16 protein-coding genes are annotated in these 17921 nt (G+C 63.5%); 4 read left to right on the top strand and 12 right to left on the bottom strand.

Translation table 11 applies throughout. The annotated features are described in order from the left end of the window. Genes GGD66_RS07550 through GGD66_RS07535 form a run of 4 tightly spaced genes read right to left on the bottom strand, consistent with a single transcriptional unit; the run spans position 1 to position 3488 of the window. Positions 1–822 carry an SDR family oxidoreductase gene (locus tag GGD66_RS07550; RefSeq protein ID WP_183257276.1) on the bottom strand — a complete coding sequence of 274 codons (822 nt, stop codon included), beginning with the start codon at positions 820–822 and terminating at the stop codon, positions 1–3. A 13-nt stretch (positions 823–835) separates the two neighbouring features. Then, the gene (locus tag GGD66_RS07545; protein WP_183257275.1) at positions 836–1537 is read right to left on the bottom strand and encodes an acylneuraminate cytidylyltransferase family protein; all 702 of its coding nucleotides are present in this window, start codon (positions 1535–1537) and stop codon (positions 836–838) included. Continuing rightward, positions 1534–2442 carry a Gfo/Idh/MocA family oxidoreductase gene (locus GGD66_RS07540; protein ID WP_183257274.1) on the bottom strand — a complete coding sequence of 303 codons (909 nt, stop codon included), beginning with the start codon at positions 2440–2442 and terminating at the stop codon, positions 1534–1536. Before GGD66_RS07540 ends, GGD66_RS07545 begins: the two co-directional genes overlap by 4 nt. Then, positions 2439–3488: a nucleotidyltransferase family protein gene (locus GGD66_RS07535; protein WP_183257273.1), complete on the bottom strand. Its 1050-nt coding sequence runs from the start codon at positions 3486–3488 to the stop codon at positions 2439–2441. Before GGD66_RS07535 ends, GGD66_RS07540 begins: the two co-directional genes overlap by 4 nt. Before the next feature lie 197 nt (positions 3489–3685). On the opposite strand from GGD66_RS07535, the gene GGD66_RS07530 reads away from it, so the two are divergent. Beyond that, positions 3686–4297: an acetyltransferase gene (locus GGD66_RS07530; protein WP_183257272.1), complete on the top strand. Its 612-nt coding sequence runs from the start codon at positions 3686–3688 to the stop codon at positions 4295–4297. Here GGD66_RS07530 and neuB read toward each other — a convergent pair. The 7 genes from neuB to GGD66_RS07495 form a co-directional block, all read right to left on the bottom strand. After that, positions 4294–5364 carry an N-acetylneuraminate synthase gene (neuB, locus tag GGD66_RS07525; protein ID WP_183257271.1) on the bottom strand — a complete coding sequence of 357 codons (1071 nt, stop codon included), beginning with the start codon at positions 5362–5364 and terminating at the stop codon, positions 4294–4296. The genes GGD66_RS07530 and neuB overlap by 4 nt on opposite strands. Further along, positions 5361–6539 carry a UDP-N-acetylglucosamine 2-epimerase gene (gene neuC, locus GGD66_RS07520; RefSeq protein ID WP_183257270.1) on the bottom strand — a complete coding sequence of 393 codons (1179 nt, stop codon included), beginning with the start codon at positions 6537–6539 and terminating at the stop codon, positions 5361–5363. Before neuC ends, neuB begins: the two co-directional genes overlap by 4 nt. After that, a complete protein-coding gene (locus GGD66_RS07515) occupies positions 6532–7716 on the bottom strand; it encodes a LegC family aminotransferase (RefSeq protein WP_312014098.1) in 1185 nt (394 codons plus the stop codon). The genes neuC and GGD66_RS07515 overlap by 8 nt, the downstream gene beginning before the upstream one ends. 19 nt (positions 7717–7735) lie before the next feature. Continuing rightward, positions 7736–8755, bottom strand: a complete 1020-nt coding sequence (locus tag GGD66_RS07510; RefSeq protein ID WP_183257268.1) for an NAD-dependent 4,6-dehydratase LegB — start codon at positions 8753–8755, stop codon at positions 7736–7738. A gap of 132 nt (positions 8756–8887) precedes the next feature. Beyond that, the gene (locus tag GGD66_RS07505; RefSeq protein ID WP_183257267.1) at positions 8888–10090 is read right to left on the bottom strand and encodes an HAD-IIIA family hydrolase; all 1203 of its coding nucleotides are present in this window, start codon (positions 10088–10090) and stop codon (positions 8888–8890) included. Between the two features lie 83 nt (positions 10091–10173). Further along, positions 10174–12681, bottom strand: coding sequence for a hypothetical protein (locus GGD66_RS07500; RefSeq protein ID WP_183257266.1), 2508 nt, complete (start codon positions 12679–12681; stop codon positions 10174–10176). A gap of 51 nt (positions 12682–12732) precedes the next feature. Then, entirely contained in the window at positions 12733–13617 is an 885-nt protein-coding gene (locus GGD66_RS07495; RefSeq protein WP_183257265.1) for a class I SAM-dependent methyltransferase, read from the bottom strand. 487 nt (positions 13618–14104) lie between these two features. On the opposite strand from GGD66_RS07495, the gene GGD66_RS07490 reads away from it, so the two are divergent. From GGD66_RS07490 to GGD66_RS07480, 3 genes are all read left to right on the top strand, one after another. Continuing rightward, positions 14105–14845 carry a hypothetical protein gene (locus GGD66_RS07490; protein WP_183257264.1) on the top strand — a complete coding sequence of 247 codons (741 nt, stop codon included), beginning with the start codon at positions 14105–14107 and terminating at the stop codon, positions 14843–14845. A gap of 58 nt (positions 14846–14903) precedes the next feature. Continuing rightward, positions 14904–15779, top strand: a complete 876-nt coding sequence (locus tag GGD66_RS07485; RefSeq protein ID WP_183257263.1) for a hypothetical protein — start codon at positions 14904–14906, stop codon at positions 15777–15779. Between the two features lie 82 nt (positions 15780–15861). Continuing rightward, positions 15862–17001 (top strand): hypothetical protein, encoded by a 1140-nt coding sequence (locus GGD66_RS07480; RefSeq protein WP_183257262.1) that lies wholly within the window; start codon positions 15862–15864, stop codon positions 16999–17001. 78 nt (positions 17002–17079) lie between these two features. Here the strand turns inward: GGD66_RS07480 and GGD66_RS07475 are convergent, their stop codons facing one another. Continuing rightward, positions 17080–17919, bottom strand: a complete 840-nt coding sequence (locus tag GGD66_RS07475; protein WP_183257261.1) for an SDR family oxidoreductase — start codon at positions 17917–17919, stop codon at positions 17080–17082. Positions 17920–17921 lie beyond the last annotated feature (2 nt).

Raw genomic sequence — 17921 nt, 5'->3', positions numbered from 1 at the left:
CTACCAGGCGCTCAGACCGCCGTCGACGGCGATGTTCTGGCCAGTCACGTAGGACGCTGCATCCGACACCAGGAACAGCATCGTCCCCACCATCTCGTCCGCGCGAGCCATGCGGCCGAGCGGGATGCGGGCCCCATAGCGCGCCTTGAAGGTGTCGTTCTGCCCGCTCTCCACCCCGCCCGGGGTGAGGGTGTTGACGCGAACGCCCTTCGCCGCCCAGTAGGTCGCCAGGTGCTTGGTCAGGCCGATGACGCCGGCTTTGGAGGCGGTGTAGACCGCGGGCGTGTTGATGGCGCGGCCGAGATATTCGGACCCTTCGTAGATGCGCTGGTCGGGCGCCATCAGGCCGTAGATCGAGGCGGTCTGCACGATGGCGCCATAGCCACGCTCGGCCATTCGGCCCCCGAACACTTGCGCGATGTTGAACATGCCGTCGAGATTGACCGCCATGATCTCCCGCCAGGTGTCCAGCGAGAACTTCTCGACGGGTGCAAAGAAGGCGTCGACGTCGCGGGTCTTGCTCGCGGCGTTGTTGAGCAGGATCGAGACCGGTCCGAGGTCCGCTTCGATTGCATCGGCCGTGTTGCGGACGGAACTTGGCTCGGTGATGTCGCAGCCATAACCTTTGGCGCGCACGGCATGGCGCGAGGCGACGTCGGCTGCCGCAGCATCGGTTGCGGCCTGATCGAGATCAACGATCGCGACGTTGGCGCCAAACTCGGCAAGGCCCTCGGCGAAGCGACGTCCGAGGATGCCGCATCCCCCGGTGACGACGGCGGTTCGGCCGGTCAGATCGAACAGGGCCTTGAAGCTTGTGGTCATCGCTTGAGGCTCCTCAGGCCGGCAGTCGTTGGCGCAGTAGCAGTTCCACCAGGGCAAAATCGAGATCGGAATCGATGTCGATCGAGCGTTCTTCCGGCATTTCGAACAGGCGCGTATCCGGATAGAACACCGAAGGCTGCTCCAGGAAGGACGCGACACGCCAGACATAGATCGACGCGTTCATGTCGAAGCAGCGCGGCGCATCCTGCCGGCGTGTGATCGGAGGCTCGGCGGTTTTGGAGAGGCCGACGCTGCCATCGGCGCGCTGCTCGACCAGGTTGAAATAGGGCGAGCGTCGCGCCGGTGCCCCCGTGATGACGTTGCGCGCGCCGCTCTCGCGCAGCAGCGCGACCGCACCGGTGATGTCGGAGGCCAGGCGGAGCGGCGAGGTGACGTCGAGGTCGACGAAGATTTCCGGCGTCCGGCCCGTTTGCGCGATGGCCTGCTCGAGACAGTGGCGGATCGCCGGCAGCTTCGGTGCGGTATCGGTCGCCATCTCGTCCGGACGTTTGACCGCGATGTCGACGCCGGCCTTCAGGGCAGCCTCGAGCAGCGCGTCCGAATCGCTGCTGAAGGCGATCGCGTCGAACAGTTCGGTCTCGCGCGCCTGCGCGATGCTCCAGGCAAGCACGGGCTTGCCCAGGAGATCGCGTGCATTCTTGCCGACGACCCCTTTCGAGCCACCCCGCGCGCAGATGGTGCAGAGGGCGCTCATGGCGATATCCAGGTCTTGGTGCGCAGAGCACGCTCGCTGGCGTCGATCAGATGCACGACCCCGAGCGCCTCGGGCAGCGAGCAAGCCGGGCTCGCGCCACGCATCGCCGCGACATGCATGTCGCGATAGCTCTGGTCACGGTCGCTGGGGATCTCCGTTGCCTTGCCGTTGATCGCAAGGCGGCTGCCGACGAGATCGGCTTCGATGGTGTCGTCGTCGACATTGACGCGAATGCGGCGGATTCCCTGGCGGTCGAGATAGTCCATGTGGACGTGGACCGATGGCGCCCGCTGCATATCGAGCAGCAGGTCGAGGTGGTCGTCGACGTCGATGTCGCGGGCGCCGGACGCGCCGCCAAGCGCTGCGACGCGATGCCACGGCCCGAACAGCCAGAGCAAATAGTCCAGTTCGTGGCTGAGATCCCGCAACACGCCGCCTCCGGCGTCGGCCGTGGCGGATGCGGTCGCGCGATGATCGCGGCCGGGCCGCCAGTCCCTGATGTCCTGGCCGACATAGGCGGCGACCGTGATCACGTCGCGGCCGCTTAATGTCTCGGCAAGCGCCGTCATGACCGGGTGGAAGCGCAGATTGTATCCAACGCTGACACGGGCAAACGGATATTTCGGGGGCGCTGCCGGTGTTGCGAACAGCGGCTTTTCGACAAGCACGTTGCCGTGGAAGCCGGCCTGCGCGAGCTCATTCAGATTGTCCGCATGGCGCGCGGTCTCGGTGGCGATCACCACGTAGTCCGGATGCGCGCCCGCGACGGCCTGCGCGATCGATCCGTAGTCGCCGCCTTCGCGGCGGCTGACGGTCGCGACCTCTAGGCCAAGCTCGCGCAGGATGCGCGCATGCCTTGTGCCGATCGAGCCGAGGCCAACCACGACGGCTTTTGTGGAGGTCACGGGAAGACCTCGTGAAACTCCGCATGGGCCTGCTCGAAATCCTCAAGGCGGCCGATATCGAGCCAGTATTCGCGAATGGGATAGACCGCGACCCGCCCCTTGCCGGCGATCACGCGTTCCAGCACGGTCGGCATGTCGATGCTGACGCCCGGCGTGACATGGCTGAAGACGGACTGGCCGATCACATAGATGCCGGCACTGACGAACCAGCTCTCGGTCGGCTTCTCGCGGATGGCATCGAGAAAACCGTCCGACGTGGAAACCACGCCATAGGGCACGTGCACCTTGTGCTCGCGCACGGCCATCGTCGCTTCCGCCGGCGTTGCGTTATGGAAGTCGAGAAGGGCGCCGTAGTTGATCGTGGTGAGGATGTCGCCGTTGGTGACGATCATGGGCAGAGCCGGCGGCGTCTTGAAGAGGCCGAGCGCGCCTGCAGTCCCCAGTCGTTCCGTTTCGTGGACGTACTGGATCGTGGCGCCGAAGGCGGTGCCATCGCCAAAATAGTCCTTGATCGTCTGGGCCCTGTAGTTGACCGAAATGAAGATGTTGCCAAAGCCCTGCTGCACGACGTTGCGGACGATCGTCTCGAGCAGCGGCCGGCCGCCGACATTGAGCATCGGCTTCGGCATGTCGCGCGTCAGCGCGCCCAGGCGTTCGCCGAGGCCGCCCGCCATGATCAGGACAGGGTTTTGATAGTGAGCCGGTTCGAGCAGTTCGTCGAGCGTCTCGACCACGACCAGATGGCCGCCCTCGTCGACGAGCGGAAGCTGCTTGATCGACTTCTGCCGCATTAGCTGCAGGCGATCCTCGCGCGGCAGCGTCGCTGAAGCCGACACCGGCGCGCGGTTCATGATGTCGGTCGCAAGCCCGGTGAGCGGGATGCCGCGCAGCAGGCCGCGCCTCACGTCGCCGTCGGTGACCACGCCAAGCAGGCGGTTCTGGTCGTCGAGCACCAGCGCAATCTGAATGCTTCCGCTCTCGATGGCAGCAATGGCCTCGCCCACGCTCGCCTGTGTTCCAACGACGGCCTTACGCCAGGATTTCATGGCAATCTGCCTCGTATACGCCAGATATTGGGGGGCGGCCCACGGCTGAGCCTGCTATATCGCGGCTGCGAGAGGCGGCGTCAACCCCAACGACATCCCCTGAACTGCCCTGTTAACCCAAGCATTTCGCGGTCCGAATCAACGGTTTGAAGACCCGCGGTACCCCCGGTAAGATTGCCCCGCGCAAGGGAATCGGGATGGACGATCTCATCATCATCGGCGGCGGCGAGCATGCCGTCATGGTCTACGAGGCGGCGCTGCTGTCCGGCCAGTTCAAGGTCGTCGGCTTCCTCGATCGCCAGCCCGGAACGCTCGGCGACGTCAGCTATCTCGGAACCGACGATGCCGCGCCAGAGTATCCCGATGCCGCCTTCGTGGTGGGAATCGGATCGATGCAGGCGGGCCCCGCACGCCGGCAGATGATCGGCCGCATGCAGGTCAGGCGCTGGGCGTCCGTGATTCATCCGCGAGCGATCGTCTCGCCCTCAGCCACGATCGGTGCAGGTACCGTCGTCATGCCGGGCGCGATCGTCAATGCACGGAGCCGGATCGGCGATCACTGCATCATCAATTCCGCCGTCGTCGTCGAGCATGACGTGCGGATCGGTGATTGCACGCATCTGTCGCCGGGAACCGTGGTCGGCGGAGGCGCGAGGATCGGAGAGAACTGCTTCATCGGTCTGGGCAGCCGGGTCAGGGACCACATCGCGATTGGCAACGATACGCTGGTCGCGATGGGATCGGTGGTTACGGCTCCATGTGCGCCGGGGTCCGTTCTTCGCGGGGTTCCGGCAAAGCCGCAAGGCTAAAGCGGATCGTCGGGCTCGAGCGCGCGAGGCGCGGCCGTTCCGACCAGCGACCAGTAGTCGATCGGTGGCCGGCCTGCGCCCGGTCGCTTTGCGGTGATGTCGGTGGGGCCGATGGCCTCGCCGGCCTTCAGCGCGCGCGCCGCAACGATGCTCTTGCGCGCCACAGGGACGTTCCTGATCTCGGAGTCCTTTGGCGACTTCACGCCGTCACCAAGCGCGCGTTCGACGTTGCGGATGGCGGCGACCATGCGCCTGAAATCGTCCGGCTCGAGTGAGGCCGCGTGATCGGGGCCTTGCGCCTTGCGGTCGAGCGTCAGGTGCTTCTCGATGATCGTCGCGCCGAGCGCGACGGCGGCCACCGAAACCTCGAAACCGTCGGTGTGATCGGAGTAGCCGACAGGAAGCTGGAAAGCGGACCGCATCGTCGCCATCGCCGCGAGGTTCACGTCGCCGATGGGGCAGGGATATTCGGTCGTGCAATGGAGCAGGCTCACATGCTGTGCGAGCGCCGTGCGTGCTGCCGGATCGCGCCACGCCGCGCGGAAGGCGGCAATGCCGGGTGGCCCGCCGGATGGGCCGTAGCCATGCGCAAGCACGCCCAGCGCCTCCTCGATCTCGCCGAGCGTTGCCATGCCGGTCGACAGGATCAGCGTCGCGCCGGCCCTCGCCGCCGCATGCAGCAGCGGTGCATTGGTGAGATCGCCCGATCCGATCTTGATGCGCGGCAGTTTCAGCGACAGCAGGAAGGCGAGCGAAGCGTCGTCGAACGGCGTCGACAGAAATTCGATGCCGCGTTCCCTGGCGCGTTCGATCAACGTGTGATGCGCGGCACGCGGCAACTCGAGCCGCTCCAGCATGGCAAGCTGGTTTTCGTCGCCGGCGGTCGTGCGCTGCTGATAGTCGGCCTTCTTTGCCGCGCTGCCCGCCAATGCCTTCGCATTGAAGGTCTGGAATTTGACGATGTCGGCGCCGGCGTCTGCGGCAGCATCGACCAGCGCCAGCGCCGTCTCCAGGCTTCCGTCGTGATTGACGCCGGCTTCTGCGATGATCAGCGTGTGCGTTGTCATGCCTGCGCCCCACCTGGCGGAAGCTCGTAAAAGCCCTTGACCAGAAGCTGCTTGAAATCCGGGATGCCGGTGACGATTTCGGCGAATCGCCGGCTGGATTCGCCGTCGCCGTAAGGGTTGACGGTGGCTTGACGGCCGCGCTGGAGCCCAGCCACGGTGGCAGCGGCAATGGCGCCGCGCTCGGGCGCTGCGTGAAATACCGAGGCCGCGCGCTCGCGTCCCTTCTGACGGTCGCCGATATCGACGGTGGGAACGCCGAAGGAGGGCGCTTCGAGTACGCCGCTCGAGGAATTGCCGATCACCAAATCCACCTGGCTCATCAAGCTGAGATAGCGAAGCTGCCCGAGCGAGGCGACCGCGATCGTGTTTGGCCGGCTGGCGGCGAAAGCCTCGATCCTGGCGTTCAGGGCGCGGCCTTCGGCGTCGGCGTTGGCGAGCGTGAACACGAAACGAAAGGCGGGATCGAGCGTCGACAGGGCCGCGAACAATTCATCGAGTTCCGCCACCGAGCGCCCGGCTTCGACCGTGACGGGGTGAAACGTGATGAGCGCATTGCGTTCGCCGAGCGGCATCCCGATCGCGCCGCCTATGTCGTGGCGATTCATCAGATCGAGATGCTTGATGGCGTCGATGCCGACCGAGCCGATGGTATGGATACGCGAGGGGTGCTCGCCAAGCTGCATCAACCGCTGCGTCGAGCCCTGATTGCTGGTGAAGTGCAGGTGCGACATCTTGCTGAGGGCGTGGCGCGTGGATTCGTCGACCGCGCCCTCGGTGACGTCTCCGCCGAACAGATGCGCCATCGGCAGCCGCATGAACATCGCGGCCTGCGCGGCTGCGAACATCTCGAAGCGGTCGCCGAGCACGACGACGAGATCCGGCTGAAGCCTTGTGAAGGTATCGGCAAAGCCGATGACGCCGAGGCCGACCGATTTCGCGATGCCGGCGCCAGTGTCGCTGCTCAGCAGCGTTTCGACGCGCTCGTCGACCTCAAACCCCTCATCGCGAATTGCGTTGAAGGTGTAGCCAAACTCCGGCGCAAAATGCATGCCGGTGGCGACGAGCTGAAGTGTCAGGCCGGGCGTTTCCCGAATCGCGCGCATCGGCCACACCAACAGCCCGAAATCGGCGCGGCTGCCGGTGACGAAGCAGATCTTTCGCGCGCCACTATTCATCCGGGGACCTGATGCTGGCGCTGCTTGGCAGGTTGATCAGCCGGCGTTCGATGGATTCGGCGGTGGAAAGATCGCCGCGAGGGCTTTGCGCGAACATCGGCAGCTTGTGCATCAAGGTCCAGGCCGGTCGCGCGCCGAAGCCGGCGTCGTTGAGTGCGGCGAGGACCTCGTCGCGGCGACCGGCATTTTCCTCGTCGAGCAGGATCGCATTCAGCCAGTAATTGCTCGTCGTGTCCTTTGGCTCATGCGAGAAATGGACGCCAGGAACGTCCGCAAAGGCCCGTTGATAGGCCGTGGCCAACTTGCGCTTGCTTGCCAGGAAGCCGTCGAGTTGCTCGAGCTGGGCGCAGCCAAGCGCCGCGTTCAAGTTCGGCAGGCGGTAGTTGAAGCCGATCTCGTCGTGGATGAAGGCCCATTTGTGCGGCAGCTTGGCCGTCGTCGTCAGGTGCTTGGCGCGGCGGCCCAGCTCCTCGTCATTGGTCAGGATGGCGCCGCCGCCGCCGGTGGTGACGATCTTGTTGCCGTTGAAGCTGAGTGCTGCAAGGCGCGCCTGCGATCCGACCGCGCGGCCTTTGTAGGTCGATCCCAGCGATTCCGCGGCGTCTTCGACCAGCGCGATGCCCCAGTCGCGGGCGATCGCGGCAATCTCGTCGAGCTCGACCGGATGGCCAAAAGTGTGCATCGGGGCGATCGCCGCGATGCGGCGGCCGGTCTCGCGGTTGATGGTGCCGGTCGCAGTCTTCTGTGCGATCGCATCCAGTCGCACCGCGAGAGCGCGCGCGTCCATGCCGAGCGTCTCCAGCGAGCTGTCGACGAAATGCGGCGTCGCGCCGCAATAGGCGATCGCGTTCGTCGTCGCGATGAAGGTCAGCGCCGGCGAAATCACCTCGTCGCCGGGCTCGACACCGGCGAGAATGAAGCAGGCATGCAGCGCGGCCGTGCCATTGACGACGGCGACCGCGCGCTTGGCGCCGGTGACCTCCTCGAGCATGCGCTCGAACCGATCGACGAAGGGGCCGACCGAGGAGACGAAAGTGCTCTTGATGCACTCTTCCAGATAGGCGACCTCGTTGCCGGCGAACACCGGCTCGTGCAGGCCGAGAATGCCATTCGGCGTTCCCACCGCGCGTCGCACGGCATCGACGATCGTCTTTTGGTCGAAGCCTGTCCTCGTCACGTGACTGTCCACCATCGCCTCAGACATTGTACACGTCCGCCTTGTAGCGGCTGAGATTTGCAGGATTGGTGAACCAGTTCACCGTCTTGACCATGCCCCGGCGCATACCCTCGATGCCGCCGAATTCCGGACTCCAGCCGAGCTGCTGGCGTGCTCTGGAATTGTCGGCCCAGAGCCGCTCGACCTCGCTATTGGCGGGACGCAGCCGCGCTTCGTCGGTCTCGATTTCGATCGCCGTCCCCATGACGTCGGCGATCATCTGCGCGGTCGCGCCGACCGAAATCTCGAAACCGCTGCCGAGATTGATGGTCTGACCGACGACTTGCTCCGCAGGTGCCGTGAGGCCCGCGATCAGGCCGCGCGCGGTGTCGGTGACGAAGGAGAAATCGCGCGTCGGGCTGACGGCACCGAGGCGGATCTTGCGCTTGCCGGTCGCGATCTGGCTGATCACGGTCGGGATCACCGCGCGCGCCGATTGCCGCGGACCAAAGGTGTTGAACGGGCGGATCACCACGACGGGCATGTCGAACGAAGCCTGGAACGACAGCGCCATCTGGTCGGAGGCGATTTTCGAGGCCGAGTAGGGAGATTGCCCCACCAGCGGGTGACTCTCCTTGATCGGAACCGTCTGCGCGGTGCCGTAGACCTCGCTGGTCGAAGTCTGAACGAAGCGCCGCACCCCAGCCATGCGCGCGGCCTGGAGCACGTTCACGGTGCCGCGCACATTGGTCTCGACATAGGAGTCGGGTGCGACATAGGAGAAGGGGATGGCGATCAGCGCCGCCAGGTGCAGCACGTCGGTGCAGCCGCTCGCAGCCGCGATCATGAAATGGGGATCGCGGATGTCGCCAGCGACCACCTCCACGGACTTCATGACGTCGACCGGTATCGTGTCGAGCCAGCCCCAGGAGTTGAGGGAGTTGTAATAGACGATCGCCTTAACGCGGGCGCCGGCCTTTACCAGCTCCTCGACGACGTGCGAGCCGATGAAGCCGTCGCTGCCGGTAACGAGGACGCGAGCGTCCCTCAGATCTGCCATGCCGGACCCCAAAAGGCGATTAAGCCAGTATTCGCAACAAGATGGCGCTATAGCACACTGGCGGTTAGGCGCAACAGAGCAGGCTTTGGGGGCTGCCAAATGCCCGCGGATGCAGCAGTTTTCGTGGCGCGCCTAAGCCTCGCCCGCCGGACTCAGGCGCTGCTTCACGAACGTCTCCAGATTCCCGCCTTCGAACAGGTGACCCGCAACGCCGGCCGCCTGTGCCGCTTCCATGTCGCTTTCCTTGTCCCCGATCACCATGCTGCGTGTCATGTCGACGGGGAAGCGCCTGACGAGATCGGTGATCATGCCCGGCGCCGGCTTGCGCCGGTCGCTCGTGCGGCAATAGCGCGCCACGGTTCCGTCGGGGTGATCAGGACAATATTCGAATGCATCGATATGCGCGCCGATCAGCGCCATCTGGTCCGCCATCCAGCGGTGCAGCATGACCACGTGATGCTCCTCGTAATAGCCGCGCGCGACGCCGGATTGATTGGTGATGACAAAGGCAAAATAGCCGGCGTCGTTGACGGCCTTCACGGCCTCGCGTGCCCCCTCGATCCATTCGAGCCTGTGCGTCTCGAACGTGTATCCGGAATCGTGGTTGAGCACGCCGTCGCGATCGAAGAATACCGCCGGCCGCCGCAGCTGCTGGCGCAATTCGCGATCGGCGCGCGCGAAATCGTCGGGAATGCCGATGTCGATGAAGTAACCGCGATAGGCCGTGCCACGCAGCGCGCCGGACTTGGCAAGTCCGGGGAATATCTCCTGCTCGAGCGAAGCGGGAAGCGTCGCGATGTCGTCGAGAACGGACTTGTCGATGACGTAGATGCCGGCATTGACCGGTCCCGTCGCACCCGCACCCGGGGCGATGAAGTCACGCACCATGTCGCCATCGAGGACGACGCGCCCGTAGCGATCGCCGACGACGCCGTCACGCAATGCCATGTGCACGCGCCCGTCATGCGCGCGGGCGATCAGATCGAGCAGGTTGAAGTCGAACAGGGAATCTCCATTGAGTAGCAGGAAGCGATCGTGCAGCAGATCGCGCGCATGCACGAGCGCGCCGCCGGTGCCGAGCGGCTCGGTCTCGCGCGACACGACGATTCGCGTCCGCCCCCGGACGGCCGCGGCGTAGTGCGTCTCGACGATCTCCGCCTTGTGGCCTGCGAGCAGGAGAATTTCATCGAACACGCCATAGCGCACGAGCTCGTCGATCAGCGTGTCGAGAAACGGCCGTCCGCCGACGTCGAGCATCGGCTTGGGAACCAGCTTCGTGCGCTCACCCAGCCGGGTACCCAGCCCACCGACGAGAATCGCGGCCTGTCTCAGCATGAGGTGCCCTTTTCACAGCATGGTTGGCGGGCCGTCGCGCCAATCTGCGACCATGCGAGGATCAATGTCTGGTCCATTTCATATCAGCGCGAGCAGGGAATGCGAACGACGGCAGCCTGCCTGTTGGCAAACAGAACTGGAAACGGGCCGGTGCGCAACGCATCGGCGACCGCAGGATCGATCGGTTCGACGGGAGGAAAATAGCTGAGGCGCTGGTCGGCCGCGAGATGTGTCCAGGCGATCGTGCGGGGCGTGATGATCGCGACCAGGTTCCAGGCGTTGTCGCCCGCTTCCAGGATGTTCTGGATCGTGGATTTGGCTTCCTCACCAGTGAGTTCCGGGCTCACCGAGGCGCTTGGGTCGGAAGACGGTAGCGCCGTTTCCGGAAGCGGTGCCGTTACGGTGCGGACGGATCGCATCATTCCGCCCAAAGCATCGGCCCTCCGCATCTGAAAGAAGGTCTCCGAATTGATTGCTCCCACCAGGGGGGCGATCAGGCTGCAAGTGTCTTCAAGCCGCTGACGTCCTTCGGCTGGCTGCAGCATCGTGCGCACTACCGATTTTGTCCGCTTCGCGAGCGCCTCGTTCACGGTGTCCAGATTGGAGAACAGATAGGCGGCCGGCGCGCCCGTGATCGCCTGGACGATGCCCATCGTATACGGGTCCGAAAGAATGATTCCCTTTCGCAGATTGTCGCGGAGCCAGCGGGCGACTTCAAGGTCGTCGGCGTTGTAGTGTGAAACGACTGCAGTGCGGTCGGGAAGGGCGCCGTAACTGTAGCTCCTGACAATGCCGGACAGGCCAATCTTGTCGACCGCCACGCCCAATCCCACGACCCCCACCAGGCCGTAGACGTAGATCCGTCTCGACCGGGCGAGGGTCGACAGCGCGAGTATCGCGAGCAGCACGATGCCTGCGATTTCCGTCGGCCGCAGGAACGCCTGGTAGCGGGCAAAAGGCAGGTCGGCCCGCCAGGCAAACGCGTAGACCAGAACCACAAGAACGGTTGCAAGCAGCGTGACGGCTGCCGCAACCAGGACTCGTCGATATCGGGAAGGGCTGGAATCGATCAGCAACTGACAAAAAGTCTCAGCGGCCGTGATCGTGTACAGCGACATTATGATCGTGCTGATACGATACAGGAAAGGGAAGCCCGAGAGTACGGCGAGCATCAGGCCGCAGCCGGCTATCCAGGACCAGACGAGTGTCACGAAGCCTTCGCTTTGAGGTCCGATCGCCCCCGAGGGACTACGCACGACAGGTCTGGTCATCGACCACCATGCAACGCCCAGTGTGATGCAGATGGTGAAAAGCGGGCCCATCGCCCGGCCGAGTTCGATCGTGGCGACCTGTGGTCCGGAGCCCAGGAACAGCTCTTCGCCGCCCTCGATCCGTCTGCCCAGAATCAGGCCGGTAATCGAGGAGAACGTGTCGTTGGCGCTCATCGGCGGAATGTAGCCGAAGCGCATTCCCGCAACGCAGACGACGATTCCGCCAATGATGAGGGGCAGCGCGAAGGACAAAAACCGCAGGGCCGCGATGCTGGCGGACGGCCAGGCGGAGATCATCCGCACGATGGCGAGATACAAAAGCCAACTGGCCAGGACGGTTGGAACGAACAGGAAGGAGCCGCGATGTGCAAGCAGCAGCGTTGCCGGCCAGATCCAGCCAAGAAAGGGAAGCCCTGCATATCTTCCAGTGTTGCTCAGGATCCTGACCACGAGTAGCCCGGCCATAAGCAACGCAAGTACGAGCGTGTTGTTGTTGAATGCGAACGCGAGCAAAAGCGTCGCGCCGGCGATAACCGCCAGCAGTAAAACGGAACGCGTCGACAGATCGTTTGCGCTCCGCTCCGAATTGCGCATCAGCACGCCGAGAAACACGACACTGCTGGCGACAGCCAGGCTGCCGTTTGTCATCAAGACGACTGCGTTGCCGGTCGCGGCGAAGAAGAAGGCGATCCATTTTCGCGGAGACGTGGAATAGATGCCCTGCACGAAGGCATAGGACGCCAACAGGAAGAACAGGATCGAGAAGAAGCGATAGGTCCAGCTGAATCTCAGAAGATCCAGGCCGAGCGTTCCAGTAAGGGAGCCTGCGAGCGCTGAGCGAAGATCGACATAGGATTGGGCCGCGTAGGGATTGATGACGCCACTGTCGGCGTACTCTTGAGCGGTCTTCATCCAGTGAACATCCGCGCCGATGTCCCCGTAAGGAAAGCTGGAAAATGCGCCGAAGGACCACCACCATGTCAGGAGCGCAATCGGCAGCGCCAGGATGCACCAAGTGGCGGCGGCGCGCGTCTCGCCGGAGCTCGGGCGCCAGTTCGGCCATGACCAGGCAAGGCCGAAGCCGGAGACGGCAAGCATCGCGGCGAATTGGAGCCACATATCGTTTACGAATAGCGACAATAGTCCGAGCAGGATGCCCGTTGTAGAGGCGCCAACCGTAAATCCGAGAACGACGAACTGAGCCTTCGTGAGCCGGCATACCTCGATGAATTTCGTTGACGCAATGGTCAGAATCGAAAATCCGGTCCCGAGCTGTATCAGGAAGAACAGAAGCGTCAGGACAAATGTGGTCGTCCACATCGCGAGATCTCTACAATGGGCTTCCGCCAAGCAACCGGGAAATGGCGATCTTCAGTGTCCTGTCGATAGGTCGGCCGGGCGGCCAACGATCAGCGAGCCGAGCGTAAACAGATCCTCTTCGGAGAAGCCTTTGAAGCATGGCGCCAGTCGTTCCAGGATATGCCGCTCCGGCGGCCGGCGGTCAGGTTGGTCGCTCAGCAGTTGAAATCCCGCTTCCCTGAACAGCTGCAGATATTCGCTGTGGCGCAGACGATTGACGTATTGGAAGCGCGACTGGAAAGGCGCCCAATCCTCCTCGGAATATGTCAGGAAGTTGAATGAACTGATGGACGGATCGAAGCCTTTGAAATGGTCGCCATAGTCGATTTGCATGAGGACCAGTCCGTCAGGACGCATGATGCGTCGCAGCTCCTTCAAGATTGCCGCGATGTCGCGCTTGGGAATGTGCTCGAGCGTTTCGACGGAGACAGCGCAGTCGATCGAGGCGGCGGGCAGGCCCGTCGTCCGGGCATCGGACGGTGCGCGATAGTCGATTCGCCACGAAGGTTCGAGGTCCTCCAGGGAATTTATGTCGGCGTGGTCAGTGCCGCTCAATCGGGAAACGATGGCGGCGTTGGAGCGGATCAGCTCCAGCTTGGCCAGGCGCTCGATGTCGACGGTGATGAAGCGCCGGGCCCCGTGAGCGCTGAAAGCCAGCGGAACGATCAGATCGCGTCCGGCACCGAACTCGAAGCAAGTCGAATCCCGCAGCGGCCGCAAGCTGTACTTTTCGTGGACGGTCAGCAGCCGCTGCGCCAGGGTGTAGATGGATCTGACCTGCTTTTCGGGTCGCGGCAGCCGGCGTGTGACGTAGCGTTGCAGGGCGTAGTGCAGATCTTCGCCCCAGGGAATATTCGACAGCACCGAGAACGCCCGTGCCTTTGTTTGCCAGCGCACGTCAGCGTTTCCCCGGCGGAATGGACGCCGTGATTGGAGTGATGCTGAGGAGCAGTCGCTGAAGCACGGTGTGGATCCAGAAAAGGCCGATGTTCCGGCCTGTTTTCAGGCGGGTACCAAGTCACGTAGCCGGATTCGGTCATACGGGAGCCGCAGCGGCAATGCAAGGATTCCAGGACAGGCAGGATCGCGGGCACCTGTACCGGAAGCGGAGCGTCATCTTGTCTGGCTGCCACGCCTTGTCCGCTGCCGCACGGCCGCAAAGACTGGCTGATCCCGAACGTGACGACGGTGCTGGCGCCGTCTCTTTGGAGCCGCTCGATGCGACGCCGTTCCCGGTTGATTCTCCTGTCGGCTCAGCGTAAACAGGCCCTGAAATCGCGTCGACGTTTTAGCATGCGGGCAAGAACATCGCGTTTGATTTGTCCAAAGCCGCCGGCCCGTTCGGTCTGTGCCGATCCCTTGCTTTCCCGCCGAGTCTTGTCGAATGCCCGGTGAATTGCTGATTGGCGAGGCCGTCGCAAGGGGCTATCCGCCCGCCGTGCTCTATCTGCGCAACGATGAGACCGTCACGACGGAAGTCTGCGCATTCAACTACTTCTCGGTCTTCATGAAGGATCATCCGGAGGTTGATGCTCATGTCTGGCTCTTCGACGGAGCGGGCAAGCCGGCCGGATATTTCCACAGGGAACTTGGCGTCAACGGACAATTGCAATTGCAGACTTCGGAGCTGTGTCCGCGCGTTTCGGGAACGGTCGCGATGGCGCTGGTCCCGAAGCACGAGACCAAGCTTCGTCCCGGCCGGAAGGTGACGACCGGCTATTACGCACAATATTTCTCGCAGCACGGGGCGATAACGTTGTCGCACGAGCGCGAACCGGTCGCGGCAGCGCCGTTCCCGACCTCCGCCTGGATGCAGTCCTATCTCACGCGATTCCTGAAGGAGTCCGGCGTGGTGCTCGTGAACTCCTGCATGGCGTCCGAAGGCGTCTCGGTCGGGACCGCACGGCTCATGGCCCTGGACGGCAGGGCATTGGGCCAGCGAGAGCTACCGGAGATCGCGCCGATGGGCGCCATCCGCATCAGCACGCTGGACCTTTTCCCCGAGGCTGAACGGCTGGTCGGCGCGGCAGAGGGTTTTGCCCTGGAGTTCAAGGGCACCAACATCGCCAGCCCGTTCAGCTATTATGAATTTGCCAACGGCAAGTTCAGCTTGCATCATTTTTAGGGGCGCGTCCGTGACACGTTTCTCGTCCAGCCCCTGGAAGCCCTACGAGCCCAGATTCATGTTCCCGACTTTCGCGGGCGTCGAGTCGCGCATGGGTTTTTCGATCCCTGCCTGGTATCGTCCGGTCGACATCAAGTATCTCCGCAGCCTCGTCGCCGGCAGTCTGCGCAAGAATTTTCGCGAAACGGTCAAGGATCTCGTCCCCGAGCTCGCCAGCCTGGTCGCCTCGGGCTTCAGCAAGAAACTAAGGTTCAAGCTGCACATCCTGTCGCGTGACGGCGAGTACCGGGCGACCTATGAATTTCCGGAAGATTACGCGCCGGGCGCCTCCGTCGAGATCGAGCTGTCGCGCCTTTTCGCCTCGCTCAAGCTGCCGCAGCACGATTATCTGGTCATCGCCGTGATGTCGCGCGGGCGCATGGACGGCTTCCGTTCCTCGCCTGCCAGCTATTCGATGACCTATGTCGATCAGGACAATGTCGCGATCTACCGCACCGGCGCGTTTGCCCGGCCCTTGAACGAGGGCAGGCTCAAGGCGCATGTCGGCTTCACCGGGATCAATCCGAAGATCATTGCGACCAGCGACATCGTCAGCAGCGTGATGCTGATCAATCACTCCTCCGATCCCGAATATGCTCACGCGGCGCGGCCGACGTCGAAGCTGATCCGCGAGGACGGCGAGCAGATCGAGGGCGATTTCGGCGAGATTCCGCCGCTCGGTGCGCGAGAGGTGTCGGTCGTCGACATGTTCGGCAGTCAGGTGTTCGACTTTCTCAAGCCGTTCGGCGGCCGCGGGACCACGGTTACCACTTGCACCGGAATGACACTCGCGAGCCTCCACTTGCAGCGCACGAACGACAATCGGCGGACGTTGCTGGGCATCGAGCACTCACGGCCCGCGCACATGAACCTCGCCGGCATTCTGCAGCATTGATCAGGGAAATCGATTGTCGGAGCACGGGGCAATGCTGTCATGGTCCGGCGGTCTTGGCCGCTTGCTGAAGTTTGACGATCACATGAAGACTCCATCCCTCGGCCTGGTGCTCGGGTTCTGGGTGGTCTCGAACGTTCTGGTCATCGCCTGGTATTGGGTGAATATATCAGACAGGTATCTCCCGGGTCTGCTGCGGTACGCCGGGATAGCCTTCTACGTGGCCGTCGCGCTCGTTCCGCTGCTGCTCCTGTTCAAGGTGAGACGGAGCTTCTTCAATCCTGTCGCGCTGGGACTGCTCGTCAGTTGCTGCCTTGCGCTGTCCATCACCGCGCACGAAGCCAATCTGCTGCGTGAGCAATTGCAGTTCAGCCTCGATCACGAGCGCGAGTTTGCCCATATGGACGCTGTCGAGGGCGTCATGCGGCCGTTGCTCGCCAAGATTACCGAGGCCTACGTCCAGATATTCGGCGACGATCGTACCCACGGCGGCTCGACGTTTCACACCCACATCATCGCCAACTATTTGTTCGATTCTCTGTCGTTTCTTGCCGTCTTTGCGCTGGCGACGCTGCTTCTCTCGCCGACTGCGACGTGGCTCTGTCTGCTGACTTTTGCGTTCTACACCCAGATCGCGATCTACCCGGGACGCATGGGGCCCGTTTTCATCGCGGGTGGCCTGTTCTGGCAGCTCTTTCTGCTGACGTCGCGGCGATATCCCGCCGCGATCATTTCGGCGCTGATCATCAGTTTCGGGCGGACCGATGTCGTATTCGCTTCGGCATTCTCGCTGCTGGCCCTCGCAGCTTTCGAGCGGCGATGGCCGACACTGAAAGAATGGGTCGTGTTCGGGTTGCTGGTCGGCATCTCACTAGCCGTGCCGAAGACGCTGATCTGGATGCATCCTGGAACGGATTACAGGTCATTCCTGGTCACCAATGGCGACTTCAGCAAGCTGGTCGGCAATCTTCAAACGATGAAGCTCGTGGTGGCGATCGCCAGTCCCGTGCTTGCGATCGTCATCGTGAGGACGTTTGCGCCGAGCCGGACGATCGCCGTGGTCGGTTCGGCTTGCTTGGTCCATTTGGGGCTCGTCTTTTTCATAGCGGATTTCTCCGAGACGCGGCTCATCATACCTGGGCTGGCGGGGCTCGTCTTCGTGGCCAGCGAAGGGCTCGGGAAATTGCTGGAAGGCAAGAGCGAGGCGCAACCCGGTGGCGGCTGAGGCCGGTGCTGCTTTGCGATTACGGCTGAAGCGGCGGCGAGCGCGGTCTCGTCATCCTCATGCCGGCTCCGCGTTGCGCTACCAGACGCTCCGCCCGCCATCCATGACGAGATTCTGCCCGGTCATGTAGCTCGATGCGTCCGAGCAGAGGAACTGCACTGCCGCGCGATATTCATCGACATCGGCCATCCGGCCCATCGGGATCAGGCGCGTCAGTCGTTCAACGAAGGCTGGGTCCTGGTTGTTGAAGACGCCTCCCGGCGAGATCGCGTTGACGCGCACGCCATGATCGGCCCAATAGGTCGCCAGATATTTCGTCAGCCCGATCAAGCCATGCTTGATCACTGAATAGGTCACGGGCTTCACCGGCTGTTCTTCTTCGCGCGTCACCTGCGGCTGGCGGTAGAGCCGCTGGTCCGGCGCGATCACGCCGAGATCGGAGGCGATGTTGAGGATCACGCCGCGGCCCCGTCTGGCCATCTCGCCGCCGAACACCTGCGCGCACAGCATCGCGCCGGTCAGGCCGACGGCGATTTCGGTCTGCCATTGCGGCACCGGAAACGCCTCGAAGCGCGAGGAGTGCATGACGCCCGGGCTCGACGTCACCTTCGGATCGATCGCGGCGTTGTTGACAAGGATTTCGACGGTGATGCCGCGGCTTGCCAGCTGCTCATTGGCGGCGCGCACCGATTCGAGCGAGGTGACGTTGATCTCGAGCGCGATCAGATCGGCTGAAGGCGTTGCCTGCTTCAACGCCGTGACGGCGGCCTCGGCCTGCGCCAGGCCGACGTCGGTGACGACCACGCGCGCGCCGGATTCGGTGAGGGCTGCGACATGCTGCTTGCCCAGCAGGCCGCCGGCGCCGGTCACAAGCGCGGTTCGTCCGGTCAGGTCGTAGCGCGAGGAGGGGTTTGCCATCG

The organism is Bradyrhizobium sp. CIR48, from assembly GCF_014198315.1.
In the GTDB taxonomy this organism is placed as follows: Bacteria; Pseudomonadota; Alphaproteobacteria; order Rhizobiales; family Xanthobacteraceae; genus Bradyrhizobium.
This window is presented reverse-complemented; position numbering and strand designations above follow the sequence as displayed.

Excerpts from the sequence above, each read along its gene's own strand:
- GGD66_RS07480 (WP_183257262.1), top strand. The coding sequence starts at position 15,862 with ATGAAGACTCCATCCCTCGGCCTGGTGCTCGGGTTCTGGGTGGTCTCG.
- GGD66_RS07475 (WP_183257261.1), bottom strand. The coding sequence starts at position 17,919 with ATGGCAAACCCCTCCTCGCGCTACGACCTGACCGGACGAACCGCGCTT.
- GGD66_RS07485 (WP_183257263.1), top strand. The coding sequence starts at position 14,904 with ATGTTCCCGACTTTCGCGGGCGTCGAGTCGCGCATGGGTTTTTCGATC.
- GGD66_RS07505 (WP_183257267.1), bottom strand. The coding sequence starts at position 10,090 with ATGCTGAGACAGGCCGCGATTCTCGTCGGTGGGCTGGGTACCCGGCTG.
- neuC (WP_183257270.1), bottom strand. The coding sequence starts at position 6,539 with ATGAATAGTGGCGCGCGAAAGATCTGCTTCGTCACCGGCAGCCGCGCC.
- neuB (WP_183257271.1), bottom strand. The coding sequence starts at position 5,364 with ATGACAACGCACACGCTGATCATCGCAGAAGCCGGCGTCAATCACGAC.
- GGD66_RS07490 (WP_183257264.1), top strand. The coding sequence starts at position 14,105 with ATGCCCGGTGAATTGCTGATTGGCGAGGCCGTCGCAAGGGGCTATCCG.
- GGD66_RS07530 (WP_183257272.1), top strand. The coding sequence starts at position 3,686 with ATGGACGATCTCATCATCATCGGCGGCGGCGAGCATGCCGTCATGGTC.
- GGD66_RS07510 (WP_183257268.1), bottom strand. The coding sequence starts at position 8,755 with ATGGCAGATCTGAGGGACGCTCGCGTCCTCGTTACCGGCAGCGACGGC.
- GGD66_RS07500 (WP_183257266.1), bottom strand. The coding sequence starts at position 12,681 with ATGTGGACGACCACATTTGTCCTGACGCTTCTGTTCTTCCTGATACAG.
- GGD66_RS07535 (WP_183257273.1), bottom strand. The coding sequence starts at position 3,488 with ATGAAATCCTGGCGTAAGGCCGTCGTTGGAACACAGGCGAGCGTGGGC.
- GGD66_RS07550 (WP_183257276.1), bottom strand. The coding sequence starts at position 822 with ATGACCACAAGCTTCAAGGCCCTGTTCGATCTGACCGGCCGAACCGCC.
- GGD66_RS07545 (WP_183257275.1), bottom strand. The coding sequence starts at position 1,537 with ATGAGCGCCCTCTGCACCATCTGCGCGCGGGGTGGCTCGAAAGGGGTC.